The following is a 12,814-nucleotide window of genomic DNA, read 5'->3' as shown; positions in this document are numbered from 1 at the left end:
GGGGTGCGGACCGCCCCGGATGCCGTGTCACGACGGGGCTGCGGGCCCTCGCCGTGTGCGACGGGCGTCCGTGGCGATGTGCCGGTAACGGACCGGTTCCACGGTGGCACTGTGAGCCATCTCGCGTCCGCGAAACCGGGTGAGAGGTGTCTCGACGTCAACACACTATTGAAGTTCCACTATGAGGAAACTAGTCTCCACTGTTCAGAAGCGCCCATCACCTATGCCGGAACCCATGCGGCGCCGAAGACCGCGCTGCGGAGCCCCGACGGGCGCGTGGCACCCCGTGCCGCGCAGCCCGCGGTCCGGTGGTTCCCCGGGCCCGTCACCGGACCCGGAGGAACCGCCCCGACGGCTCCCCGCCCCGCGGCCCGCGGCACCGTTCGCCGAAGGAGTGACCCACCATGTCCGCACCAGCGCCGTCTCCGCTGGCCGTCGTCGACGCCGCCCCCGTGGAGCGCCAGGAGGAGGTGCTGACGGACGCCGCCCTGGAGTTCGTCGCCGCGCTGCACCGCCGCTTCACCCCGCGACGTGACGAGCTGCTGGCCAAGCGCGCCGAACGCCGCGCCGAGATCGCGCGCACCGCGACCCTGGACTTCCTCCCGGAGACCGCCTCCGTCCGCGAGGGCGACTGGAAGGTGGCCCCCGCACCCGAGGCCCTCAACGACCGCCGCGTCGAGATCACCGGCCCCACCGACCGCAAGATGACCATCAACGCGCTCAACTCCGGCGCCCGGGTGTGGCTCGCGGACTTCGAGGACGCCTCCGCTCCCACCTGGGAGAACGTCATCGGCGGCCAGCTCAACCTGACCGACGCCTACGAGCGCCGGATCGACTTCACCGACCACCGCGGCAAGACCTACGCGCTCAAGCCCGCCGAGGAGCTGGCCACCGTCGTCGTCCGCCCCCGCGGCTGGCACCTGGACGAGCGGCACCTCCAGGTCGACGGCACCCCCGTCCCCGGCGCCCTGGTCGACTTCGGCCTGTACTTCTTCCGCAACGCGCAGCGCCTCATCGACCTCGGCAAGGGCCCGTACTTCTACCTGCCGAAGACCGAGTCGCACCTGGAAGCGCGGCTGTGGAACGAGATCTTCGTCTTCGCCCAGGACTACTGCGGCATCCCGCAGGGCACCGTCCGCGCCACCGTCCTCATCGAGACGATCACGGCCGCGTACGAGATGGACGAGATCCTCTACGAGCTGCGGGACCACGCCGCCGGTCTGAACGCGGGCCGCTGGGACTACCTCTTCTCCATCGTCAAGAACTTCCGTGACGCCGGGGAGAAGTTCGTCCTCCCGGACCGCAACGCCGTCACCATGACCGCACCGTTCATGCGCGCGTACACCGAGCTCCTGGTGCGCACCTGCCACAAGCGCGGCGCGCACGCGATCGGCGGCATGGCCGCGTTCATCCCGTCCCGCAAGGACGCCGAGGCCAACCGGATCGCCTTCGACAAGGTCCGCGGCGACAAGGACCGCGAGGCCGGCGACGGCTTCGACGGCTCCTGGGTGGCCCACCCCGACCTGGTGCCCGTCGCCATGGAGTCCTTCGACGCGGTCCTCGGCGAGCGCCCCAACCAGAAGGACAAGCTCCGCGAGGACGTGGACGTCAAGGCCGCCGACCTCATCGCGGTCGACACCATCGAGGCGAAGCCGACCCACGACGGTCTCGTCAACGCCGTTCAGGTCGGCACCCGTTACATCGAGGCGTGGCTGCGCGGCCTGGGCGCCGTCGGCATCTTCGGCCTGATGGAGGACGCGGCCACCGCCGAGATCTCCCGCTCCCAGATCTGGCAGTGGATCAACGCGGGCGTCGTCCTCGACACCGGCGAGAAGGTCACCCCCGAGCTGGTCCGCAAGGTCGCCGCCGAGGACCTCGACGCGCTGCGCGCCGAGCTCGGCTCGGAGACCTTCGAGGCGGGCAAGTGGCAGCAGGCCCACGACCTGCTGCTCCGGGTCGCCCTCGACGAGAAGTACGAGGACTTCCTCACCCTCCCCGCCTACGAGCTGCTCGGCTGAGCCACTCCCGGGGACCCGCAACACCCGCCGCCCGCCCGCCAGTTCAGCCCGGCGGGCGGGCGGCGGCGCGTGCGGCCCGGGCTCAGCGGGCGAAGTGCGCGCCGAGGCCGATCCGGGCGGGTGCCGGGGCCGGGATGCCGAAGGTGTCCGGGGTGAGGTGCGCCGCGCCCGCGCGGGTGAGGCCCGCGCGGGCGCCGCGGAGCAGGTGGGCCGCGCCCCGTGCGCCGTCCTCGCCGGGTGCGCCCGCGGCCAGGTCGGCGTGGCCGTCGTCGTCGGTGTCCAGGAACCGCAGGGCCGCGCCGAAGCCCTCGGCGCTCCGTGCCGGAGAGGACGTCAACTCCGCACGCTCGCCGGTGAGTCCGTCCCGGCCGCCCCGCAGGAGGATCACGGCGCCGGCGCCTTCGTCCCGTCCGGGGGCGCCGACAGCGACGTCCGCCGCGCCGTCGCCGTCCACGTCGCCGGCGGCCAGGGACGCGCCGAAGTCGTCGCCGTCCCGCGTCCGCCCCGGCACGCCCGCGGTGTCCTGGTCGAGCACCGTGTGCCGGGAACCGCCCTTGCCCGGGCCGTCCTTGCCGCCGTGGAACACCTCGACGGGGCCCTCCACCGCGCTGTCCGGAGCGGAGTCCTCCGGGTGCCGGCGGAGGACGATGTCGGTGCTGCCGTCGCCGTCGACGTCGCCGGTGGTGGCGTGGTCGATGCCGGGCAGCGCGGTGGCGTCCGGGGTGCCGAACCCGTCCGGTCCGCCGGGCGTGAGGGCCGAGAACTTCCCGCCGCCCATCGCGTCGTCCTCGAACTCGTGGACGGTGACCAGGTCGTCGGCCCCGTCCGCGTTCAGGTCCGCCGCGTACGCGTCCGAGACCGCGCCCTCGGAGACCATGCCCTCGGGCCGGTGCTCCGTCTTCGGCACGGCGGCCGTCCCGGCGGGCGCGCCCTCGCGGGTGAACGGGCCCCGCAGCAGACCCTTCGCCGAGCCGGCCCCGACGACCAGGTCCTGGTGCCGGTCCCCGTCGAAATCGCCCGCGACGAGGGTGTGGTCGCCCGGCTGGTCGACGCTGAACTCCCGTGGCACGCCCCGCAGATACGTGCCCGTGCCGTCCCGCAGCCCCTCGGCCGAGCCCCAGACGACGAGCAGCCCGCTCCGCGCCCCGTCGCCGCCCTTGTCCGCGCCGTAGGTGTCGACGTCGGCCACCAGGTCGGTGTACCCGTCGCCGTCCAGATCGCGGGCGAGCGTGTGCCCCGCGAAGGAGACCCCGTCGCCCTTCTTCTCCGGCGTCCCCGTGACCTCCTGGCCGACGGCCTGCCGCCGCGCCTCGCCGCCCTCCGGGCCCGCGCCGTACGCCACCCCCACCGCGTCGCCGAACTCGCTCGTCACGACCAGGTCCTCGCGCCCGTCCCCGTCGAAGTCGGCCCGCGGCACCGTCCCCGCCGGCCCGGTCGCCGCCGCGAGCCCGGCCTCGTCCCCACCCAGCCCCCACCAGGCCGCCGGCACCAGCACCACCGCGGCGCCCGCGGCCACGACGGCCGCCCGCACCCTGCGCCGCCGCCCGCTCCCGGACGCGCGCCGCGTCTCCTCGGCGTCACCCACGAACTCCCCCTCCGTCCCGTCCAGTTCCACCGCCCCGCCCCCTGCCCGGGTAGGGGGCGGGGCGGCTCCGTGGAGGGACGTCCGTCTCGCGCCAGCCCCTACGGTCGCGGCCATGACGACCCCAGCGAACGCGACAGGCCCGGCACCCGGCAAGCCCGGAGGGCCGCGACGACGGTCTGTGACAGCCCTGCGACGAGCCGCCCCGGCACCCGCCCTGCTGCCCCGCGGGCTGCTCGCGCCGGCCGCGCCCACCGGACGCCGCACGTACGCGGCCCGTTGCCGCCGCCATGCCCGCCCTTCTCCTCGGGCCGCTCCCGGCAACAGCCGCCCACGCAGGACGCCCGGCCGGGAAACCCCGGCCGGGCGTCTCGGCAGGAGCCTCGCGGCACCCCACTGACTCACCCCGTGCCCCGCAGGGCGGGAGCCGCTAGGACGAGCGGACCACCTTCCACTTGCAGAACTCGCGGAAGTTGGGCATGACGGAACCCAACGCCTGCAACCACTTCTTCCCGTCGCACGGGTAGGTCAGGTAGTTCTTGCCGCTGTTGCGGATGTAGAACCCGTCCTCGGGCCCTTCGAGATACCAGGTCGTGGCCTTGCCCTCGTCAGCGAGGTAGATGCCGGTGGTCGACATCGCCCACCACTGGTATCCGCCCCAGTTGCACTCGATGTTCTGGAACGCGAAGCCGTCGCCGCGCTGGTGGATGACGACCTCTTCGCCCGCGTAGCCGTCCTCGCTGGTGAGGAGTGCGTAGTCCCAACCGGCGTACACCTCGTGGTGCGTGCCGCGGCCCCGCGCCACTTCGGTGAGCCGGTACTTCTCCCCTGGGACGATTCCGTAGTCGGTCATATAGGACTTTCTACTCTAGGTCCGGCACGACGGGAGCCTCCGTCGTAACTTTCTGTGCCGAGTGTGGCACGCACGGATACTTCTAGATCAGTTTCCCGGGAACTTCACCAACTGCCGGGCGAGACAGGTCCGCGGAGGGCGCTCAGCGTTCCGTGACCGGGAGGTCGTCGCGGAGCTGGGTGAACAGCCGGTCGGCACGGGGCTTGTTCCAGGTCAGGGCGCTGCCGGCGGGGGTGGAAATGCCGCGCCCCGTGGGGACGTTGAGCTGCTTGCCCTGCCCGTTCGTCACATCCCGCACGGCCTGGAAGAGCCGGGTGAGCTCGCGCAGCCCGGTGTCCTCGTCGACGATCAGGGTGTCCAGTCCGGCGCGCAGCACGGGGTACACCGTCGACGGGTCGAGCACCGTGCCCGGTTCCGCCGCCTGCCGGGCCAGCGCGGCGAGGAACTTCTGCTGGTTCCGCGTCCGCCCCAGGTCGCCCCCGGCCTCCTGGTGCCGCTGCCGGACGAAGGCCAGCGCGTCGGCCCCGTCCAGGGTCTGGCAGCCCTTGCGCAGGTCGGCACCGGACTTCTCGTCCCTGATCGCACGGTCCAGGCACATCCGTACGCCGCCGACCGCGTCCACCAGGCCGACGAACCCGCCGAAGCCGATCTCCGCGTAATGGTCGATCCGCACCCCGGTGTTGTGCTCGACGGTGCGGACCAGCATCTTCGGACCGCCCATCGCGAAGGTCGCGTTGAGCTTGTTCTTCGTCGGCGGATGGTGCTTCCCGGTGCGCGGGCTGGTGAACGCCGGGACGGTGACCCAGGAGTCACGCGGCAGGCTCACCATCGTGGTGCCGTGCGCCCCCGTGTGCAGCAGGATCATCGAGTCGGTGCGGCGTCCGCCGCCGCCTCCCGCGTGCAGGTCCTCGCGCTCCTGCTCGGAGAGCCCGTCCCGGCTGTCGGAGCCCACGATCAGGTAGTTGGTGCCCTTGCCGCCCGTCTCCCGCTGCCCGATGCCGGAGGCCGCGAGGTCGACGTCCCGGTTGAGCCGGGTGTCGGCCCAGGCGTACGTGGTGACGGGCGTGGCGAACAGCACCAGCAGCAGGGCGAGCAGAAAACGCCGCACCGGCCGCCGCTTCCTGACCCGGCGCCGGGGCGCACGCCGCCGCGGATCGTACGGGGAGTCGTCCCCGTACCCCCCGTACGGGACGCGCGGCCCGGGCGGCGGCGGCACGTCCCACGGTTCGACGCCCGCACCGCGCGCCCGCACCACCCGTCCCGAGGGCTCCGTGAAGCCCGAACCGTACGCGGGCGCCGGGGAGTTCCCGGGCGGGGGCGGGGCTTCGCCGGGCGGGTGGCCGTACTCGTACGCCTCCCCCTGCCCGTACGGATCGGGCCCCCCGAGATGCACGGGCTCGCCCGCGACGGGGCGGCCGCGCAGGTGCGCCTGCCACTCCTCCTCGGTCATCGGAACACCTCAGCTCTCGACGGGTCACCCACCGGGTGGTGCCCCTGGCCCGGGTAGTGGCCCGGTCCCGGATGGTGACCCGGTCCCGGATGGTGGCGTGGTTCTGCCTGCGGGAGGGGAGCGCCGCTGGAGGAGGTGCCCCGGAGCGGTTCGCCCACCAGGGGCTGCGGGGCGCCCGGTTCCTCGCCGCTCTCCAGCATCTGGTGCTGGCCCGCCGTGCCCGCGCGGCGCATGCGGTGCCAGCCCAGGCGGGTGCCCAGCAGCGCCGTGACCACGGACTGGATGACGACGAGGTACAGCAACTGCCGGTACACGAACAGCTGGAGCGGCAGCGACCACAGGTCCCGCAGCCGCTCCCCGTCGAGCCGCAGCGCGTACCCGGCCGTCGCCAGCTGGACGGCGAGGAAGCCGAGCCAGACGGCGACGGCCTGCCCCGAGTCGCCGAAGCACACGCCGTACAGCGCGAACACGTCGACGACCGGCGCGACCAGCGGCAGCGCGACCTGGAACAGCGCCAGATAGGTGAGCCCGCGACGGCCGAAGCGCCCCGAGGAGCCCATCTCCACCACCGCGTGCCGGTGCTTCCACATGGACTGGAGGGTGCCGTAGCACCAGCGGTACCGCTGCTGCCACAACTGGCCCAGCGAGCTGGGCACTTCGGTCCAGGCGACGGCGGTCTCCTCGTAGACCACCCGCCAGCCCGCCCGCCACAGCGACATCGTCAGGTCGGTGTCCTCGGCGAGGGTGTCGTCGCTGACGCCGCCGATGCCGAGCAGGGCGTCCCGCCGGAAGGCGCCGATGGCGCCCGGCACCGTCGGCATGCACTCCAGCACCTCGAACATCCGCCGGTCGAGGTTGAAGCCGAGCACGTACTCCAGGTGCTGCCAGCGCCCCAGCAGACGGCGCCGGTTGCCGACCTTCGTGTTCCCGCTGACCGCGCCGACGGCCGGATGCGCGAGCGGCTGGACCAGCCGGAACAGCGCGTCCGGCTCGAACACCGTGTCCGCGTCGACCATCACGACGAGGTCGTAACGGGCGTGCCGCAGCCCCGTGTTGAGCGCCCCCGGCTTGCCGGTGTTGTGCTGCCGCACGACCGTCACCCTCGGGTCCTCGATGCTCTGCGCGATCTCGGCCGTGCGGTCGGAGGACCCGTCGTCGATCACGACGACCTGGAGGTACGGGAAGGTCGACGCGAGCAGCGAACGCACCGTCGCCTCGATGCCCGCCTCCTCGTTGTGCGCGGGCACCAGCACTGTCACCGGGTCGGTGACCTGGCGCAGCCACGGCGCTCCCGGCCGGTAGCGGCTCAGTCTGCGCACGTGGACGCGGGCGAGGAAGGCGAGCAGCACCAGCCGCAGGATGCCGAGCGCGCCCGCGATGCCCAGGCCCCAGGCCATCAGCCGGGCGAAGGCGTGCCCGAGGGCCTGCATCCAGATCAGGCCCTCGCCCTGCACCCGCTCGCCCCAGGAGACGGGCACAGCGGGCGGGTTCCAGGCCAGGCCCTCGCTGACGGTGGTGAACCGGTCGACGTTCCGGTTGCGCAGCAGCCCGCCCGCCTCACGCAGCCCGAGGTCGGTGTGGCTGTACTGGCGGATGACGCCCTCGGAGGGTCTGCGGGACTTCTTGTCCGCCGCGACCACCACGTACCCCTCGTCCGTCGCCGTCCGCGCGGCCTCCCACTCGGCGCCGCACAGCGTGTCGGCCGTGGTGGTGTGCGGCAGCCGCAGCAGCCCCGTGTTCAGGTTCGCCGCACCGGCCAACGCGGTCTGGGTGAGCGAGAGTTCGAGCCGGGTACGCGGGGCGGAGGCCGAACCGAGCGAGCCCCCGGTGTAGGTGTACGAGCCGATCTCGTGCCCCGCGTCCCGGATCTTGCGCACCAGCTCCGGATGGCGTGCCGCCTCGTTCCCGTACAGGAAGAAGGTGGCGTGCGCGTGATGCTCCCGCAGCAGCTTGAGGATGCGCGGCGTCCACACCGGGTCGGGCCCGCCGTCGAAGGTGAGCGCCGCGGTACGGGCGGGCATGCGCGTGGTCTCGGCCGAGTTCCCCGTGACCCGGAGCACCGGGGCTCCGGTGTCGGCGGCGGCCGGTATGGAGGTGGTGCACGCGCGTTTCGTCCGGGCGCCGTCGACCTCGTGGGTCGTCCAGCCCTCGAACAGCAGAGAGGCACTGACGACGGGCAGCAGGAGCAGCAGCAGGAGCCAGTGCCGGCGTGGGGGGCGGCGTAGCGCGTGCCGGGGACTCATCCGCCGTCGCCCTGCGGAACGGCTCCGGGCGGCGAGGCTCTCTCAGGGGCGCGCTGCGGACTCTCGGGGACACGCTCGGGCGGGCGACTGCCCGGAGCGGACGGTCCGTGCCCGCCGGGGACATCGGACTGGTGCCCGCCGGGGGCAGGGGACCTGTGTCCGCCGGGCACGTGGGAGGGGTGACCGGCCGGTGGCGTGGGATCCGGCGCGGGCAGGTGGACGCTCACGGGTATCTCGTCGTCGTGCGGACGCGCGGAACTGCCCGGCAGGGGCTCGACGGTTCGGGAGGACGGTGCCTGCGCGGGCTGCGGCAGCCCGCTGAGCACCACGGCGACGAGCACGAGATAGCCGAGGCATATCCCGCCCGCTGCTACGGACACGCAGCGCAGGAGTCGTCTGCGCCTCCCTGAAGTGTCAAGGAATACGGGGTCGTTCTCTTGTTCGCGGCGTCGTCTGTGGGGGGTGACGTTGCGCATGGAGCGTGAGTGTAGCCAGTCCCTGCAAGGGGGGAACAGGAAGATCCGTAACATCATTGTGAAATGGTCACGCCATAAACTTCCTGCTCGACGGCCGGTTCGCAACGGTTCAGCGACAACCGGTCCCGCAGTTCACGCCACGTCCGCAACAGCGGTCACACCAGGTCCAGTTCGGCCCGCACCACCTTTCCCGGACCCCCGTCCGTACGCGGCCCCACACACCACCGGTCGGCGAGCGCGCCGACGATCAGCAGCCCCCGCCCGGACTCGGCGGGCGCCTCGTCCGGCGGCACGGCGGGAGGCTGCGGCAGCCGCTCGTACCGGGTGTCCGTCACCTCGACGGCGAGCAGCCCGCCCCCGCGAAGATCGAGCGTGAGGGCGAAGTCCCGGCCGGGAACGCAGCCATGGGTGACCGCGTTGGTGACCAGTTCCGCGACGATCAACGCGACGGTTTCGGACACGGAACCACCGTACGGATACCCCCACGCGTCCAGCTGCTGCACAGCCAGCCGCCGCGCCAGCCGCGCCCCACGCGGGGTGGAGCTGAACCGCTGCCTGAACGTACGTACGGTCACCGGGAGTTGGGAACGCGAGTGTGCGTGCATGCGCCCAGATTTCCCACCGGGCGACGGGACACGCCAGCTCGGACGCGCGTACGCGGGGCTCCGTACGCGGCCCGGGGGTGGACAGTACGACTGACGCAGCGTGACGATGCCGCGTGACCACGTGAGGTGGCCCACACCCAGCGAGAGGCACCCGGAACATGGCCGACCACCAGAGCCCCGGCAGCAGCAGCGAACCCGAACCCTCCGACAGCCTCAAAGGCTTCGGCGAGGTGGTCAAGGGCTTCCGTGAACTGGCGGGAATGACACGGGAGGAGCTGGCCCCCAAGGTCTGCTGCTCCAAACACACCATCGCCTCCATCGAGTTGGGCCGCCGCTTCCCACCACCCCACTTCCCCCAACGCGCCGACCACGCCCTCGGCGCCTCCGGCATCATCACCAGGGCCGCCACCCACCTGTCGCGGAACCCGGGGCTGGCGAGCTGGTTCCAGATGTGGGCGGATCTGGAGCAGGAGGCACTTACGCTGCAGATCTACGAGTGTCGATTGGTGCCGGGCCTCTTGCAGTCCACCGAGTACGCACGTGCGGTCTACCGGAACCGCGTGCCGTCCTTGTGCGACGAAGACATCGAAGCCAAGACCACGAGCCGCATGGAACGCCAGCAGCTACTGCACCGGAACGCGAACAGCGACTTCAGCTTCATCCTGGAAGAGGCCCTGTTCCTGCGTCACACCGGAGGCAAGGAAGTCACCGGCGGCTTGATCGGACACATTCTCGCCCTGACCGAGCTCCGCAACGTCGAGGTCCAGATCATGCCTCTCATGCAGCCCAGCCATGCGGCGCTGGAAGGGCCGATCCAGTTACTGGAAACGCAGGAACACCGGTGCATGGCCTATTCGGAAGGACAACGCCGTGGGCAGCTGATCACCGACGCAGACGACCTCAGCGTGCTTCAGCGCAGGTATGCCAGGATGCGAGCGCAGGCTCTCACCCCCGTGGAGTCCCGGAGCCTGCTCAAGCAGATCCGAGGAGCGCTATGAGCACCGGCGAACTGACCTGGTTCAAGAGCAGCCGCAGCACCGGAGACAACGACAGCTGCGTCGAAGTCGCCCTCGCCTGGCGCAAGTCGAGCTACAGCGGCGCTGACGGCGACGAGTGCGTCGAGGTCGCCTCCTGCCCCGGCACCGTGCACGTGCGCGACTCGAAGGTGGCGGCCGGGCCGCAGCTCGACCTCTCCCCCGCCGCCTGGTCGGCGTTCCTCGCTCACACCACCACACGCTGACGCCGAGGACGAACGCGCCCCGAAAAGGGGCGCGGGGAACTGCGCGACCAGCCACGAAACACCCACACCGCACAGCCGGCGGCCCCCGCTCACACACTCCCTGTGCCTGAAGCCGTTGGCCTCCAGGGACCGAGCCACGTCTCGGGGGGGGTTGGTCGTAGCGGTACGTACACATCGCCTGGGCAGCGAATCCGCCCTTGTGCATGCCCTGTACGCCGTAGGCGCCCGGAATCGCTGGAGGCTGCGAGAAAGCGAACACGCCACCGGGACGCAGCCACTCGGCGACCTGGGGGAGCAGCCGCCGCCGGATCCGTGAACCACGCTGCACCGAAGGACCGAGTACACGGCGTCGTAGATCTCGGTGTCGTCGGCCAGGTGTTCCAGCACCTCGGCACAGACGAAGTGTGTCCCCAAGCGCCCCCAACCTTCGGCGACTTGCGCGACCACCACCGGAGACAGGTCGATTCCGGTCGTCCTCAACGCCGCGCAGCGGCGCGTTCCGGGGCCGGGGTGTCCGCCGCCTCAGTAGAGTCCCCGCATGGCACCCACCGCGTTCACCTTCGAGGTCACCGTCGACTCCGCCGATCCGCACGCGCTCGCCGACTGGTGGGCCGAGGCGCTCGGTTGGGAAGTGGAGAACGACGAGGCGGCCATCCGCAGGGACGTCGCCGAGGGCCGGGTGGACGAGGCCGAGATCACCACGCACAACGGGGTCCTGGCCTGGAAGGCCGGCACCGCCATCCGCCACCCGGAGGGCCCGGCCCGCGCTCCACGCGTCCTCTTCCAGCTCGTCCCGGAGCCCAAAACGACCAAGAACCGACTCCACCTGGACATCCGCACCACCCCGAACGAGGCCACGCACCTGGTGGAGCGCCTGACCACCAACGGCGCCGCCCTCCTCCACCACGGCAGGCACGGCCCGTACACCTGGACCACCCTGACCGACCCGGAGGGCAACGAGCTGTGCGTGGTGCCGGAGGTGCTTGATCACGGCAGGTGAGACAATCCGCTGCTACGCGGCCGGCGGGTCACCGCTCCCAGTACTTCGCCACCGCCTGCGCGTATGCCACTCGACGGTCGAGACTGTCACCCCGGACCCGGAACCGGCCTCGTGCCGACTCGGTGAGAGACGGTCTGCCGAAGACATCTCCCGGCCGCTTCCAGGCCGTTCGCAGCGGGGCCGTGGCGGAAGCGGCCGGGGAGTCGGAGAGTGCCAGGGCAACCAGCCACAGCAGAGCGAACGGCAGCAGTAGCAGACACAGCAGCAGAGACGGCACAGTCCCCCGGCGGCCACGCAGTACTGTCCCGTCGGGCAGATGGATCTCGTACGCGGGCCGCCACCGCTTCTTCCGCGGCGGCAGTTGCAGTGTGGCCAAGCGTTCGTGGTGTGGATCGAGCACTGCCAGACGTCCGCCTTCCTGCCGGACGACCACGGCAAGTGGCGAGGCACCGCCTGGGTCGGCTGCGAGGGTGAAGCGGGGCTTGCACCCCTCGGGCAGCGCGTGGCCGTTCGGAGCACCGCGGTGCACATGAACCGGGTCCGCGCCTCGGGGGCGCAGTTCGTAGCCCCTGTCGTCAGGGTTACGGGTGAAGGTGAGTGTCATGAATATCCGGTTTCGTCATGTCGGTCCTGGCGCTCTCGTGGACGGCGGAGTAACAGGAACGCTGGCCCTCGGCGCTGCCCGCCGCCTCGCGGAGTCGCCGTTCCTCTCTAGCCGAACGTCGCGCGCATATCGCTGACCACCGATGTCTCTGCTGAGTCGCCCTCCTGTTCAGCCGGGCGGACCACCAGGGTCTCTCCGATCTGCCGCAGGATACTCGTGTACCTGGGCAAGTCGGTGAAGCACGGTGTCGTAAGGGCAAGCACCAAAAGCCAGCCCCGGATAGGTGACGGCACGTAGAGTTCGATGTGCGCGAACTCCACTGCCAGGAGAGCAGCTTCACCCTCCGTCTCAGTCGCATGCAGAGAGAGCACGGCCGGACCGCAGGGCAGGTCCACGCGCGCCACGCTGCGGTGCTCCTCGAAAGAGAGCACCTCTTGGAACGCCGCGGCGACTACCTCCGGGGCCTCCAGGTCAACGGCCTCCGCACGCACCAGGAGATGAGCAGTGCTCGCGGCGCCGTCCTCCGTCTCATAGAGACCTACAGACGCGTGAAGGACGTTGTCGGCAGTCAGAGCGCTGGTGAGGTCGGAGTAGGCAACGGCAGTGGTCACGCGTTGGAACTCTGTGCCGCCTGGCCAGATCTCCTCCGCCAGCTCCCACAACGCCGCTTCGAGAACGTCCGCAGGGAGATGCAGCGGCAGTTCGTGGAAACCTTCCGGCGTATCCAGCATGACCAAGACATT

General features: G+C 71.4%; 10 protein-coding genes and 1 pseudogene. 4 read left to right on the top strand and 7 right to left on the bottom strand.

Annotation, left to right across the window (positions count from 1 at the left end):
- Positions 1-404: 404 nt before the first annotated feature.
- On the top strand, positions 405-2,018 hold the full coding sequence (gene aceB / locus HCC30_RS01525) for a malate synthase A (protein ID WP_169440106.1): 1,614 nt from the start codon (positions 405-407) through the stop codon (positions 2,016-2,018).
- 82 nt (positions 2,019-2,100) lie between these two features.
- On the opposite strand, the gene HCC30_RS01520 is transcribed toward aceB, so the two are convergent.
- The 5 genes from HCC30_RS01520 to HCC30_RS01500 all read right to left on the bottom strand — a co-directional run bounded on the left by HCC30_RS01520 (position 2,101) and on the right by HCC30_RS01500 (position 9,227).
- Positions 2,101-3,633, bottom strand: a complete 1,533-nt coding sequence (locus tag HCC30_RS01520) for an FG-GAP repeat protein (protein ID WP_169440105.1) — start codon at positions 3,631-3,633, stop codon at positions 2,101-2,103.
- A gap of 397 nt (positions 3,634-4,030) precedes the next feature.
- A complete protein-coding gene (locus HCC30_RS01515; protein WP_169440104.1) occupies positions 4,031-4,453 on the bottom strand; it encodes a hypothetical protein in 423 nt (140 codons plus the stop codon).
- 142 nt (positions 4,454-4,595) lie between these two features.
- The gene (locus tag HCC30_RS01510) at positions 4,596-5,903 is read right to left on the bottom strand and encodes an LCP family protein (RefSeq protein WP_169440103.1); all 1,308 of its coding nucleotides are present in this window, start codon (positions 5,901-5,903) and stop codon (positions 4,596-4,598) included.
- Positions 5,900-8,146 (bottom strand): bifunctional polysaccharide deacetylase/glycosyltransferase family 2 protein, encoded by a 2,247-nt coding sequence (locus tag HCC30_RS01505; RefSeq protein WP_169440102.1) that lies wholly within the window; start codon positions 8,144-8,146, stop codon positions 5,900-5,902. Before HCC30_RS01505 ends, HCC30_RS01510 begins: the two co-directional genes overlap by 4 nt.
- 631 nt (positions 8,147-8,777) lie before the next feature.
- Complete coding sequence (locus HCC30_RS01500; protein ID WP_169440101.1) at positions 8,778-9,227, bottom strand: ATP-binding protein; 450 nt, start codon at positions 9,225-9,227, stop codon at positions 8,778-8,780.
- Between the two features lie 158 nt (positions 9,228-9,385).
- Here HCC30_RS01500 and HCC30_RS01495 point away from each other — a divergent pair, with 158 nt between their 5' ends.
- Both HCC30_RS01495 and HCC30_RS01490 read left to right on the top strand, forming a co-directional pair.
- Positions 9,386-10,225 carry a helix-turn-helix transcriptional regulator gene (locus HCC30_RS01495; protein WP_169440100.1) on the top strand — a complete coding sequence of 280 codons (840 nt, stop codon included), beginning with the start codon at positions 9,386-9,388 and terminating at the stop codon, positions 10,223-10,225.
- On the top strand, positions 10,222-10,467 hold the full coding sequence (locus HCC30_RS01490; protein WP_169440099.1) for a DUF397 domain-containing protein: 246 nt from the start codon (positions 10,222-10,224) through the stop codon (positions 10,465-10,467). The genes HCC30_RS01495 and HCC30_RS01490 overlap by 4 nt, the downstream gene beginning before the upstream one ends.
- A gap of 157 nt (positions 10,468-10,624) precedes the next feature.
- On the opposite strand, the pseudogene HCC30_RS28355 reads toward HCC30_RS01490, so the two are convergent.
- A pseudogene (locus tag HCC30_RS28355) lies at positions 10,625-10,935 on the bottom strand (methyltransferase domain-containing protein); the annotation flags it as partial.
- 70 nt (positions 10,936-11,005) lie between these two features.
- Here HCC30_RS28355 and HCC30_RS01485 point away from each other — a divergent pair.
- Positions 11,006-11,467 carry a VOC family protein gene (locus tag HCC30_RS01485; RefSeq protein ID WP_169440098.1) on the top strand — a complete coding sequence of 154 codons (462 nt, stop codon included), beginning with the start codon at positions 11,006-11,008 and terminating at the stop codon, positions 11,465-11,467.
- A 711-nt stretch (positions 11,468-12,178) separates the two neighbouring features.
- Here the strand turns inward: HCC30_RS01485 and HCC30_RS01480 are convergent.
- The gene (locus HCC30_RS01480) at positions 12,179-12,802 is read right to left on the bottom strand and encodes a hypothetical protein (RefSeq protein WP_240979246.1); all 624 of its coding nucleotides are present in this window, start codon (positions 12,800-12,802) and stop codon (positions 12,179-12,181) included.
- Positions 12,803-12,814 lie beyond the last annotated feature (12 nt).

Source organism: Streptomyces sp. HNM0574, assembly GCF_012726235.1.
Classification (GTDB): domain Bacteria; phylum Actinomycetota; class Actinomycetes; order Streptomycetales; family Streptomycetaceae; genus Streptomyces.
The sequence above is the reverse complement of the archived record's forward strand: the minus strand, read 5'-3'. Positions and strand labels throughout refer to the sequence as shown.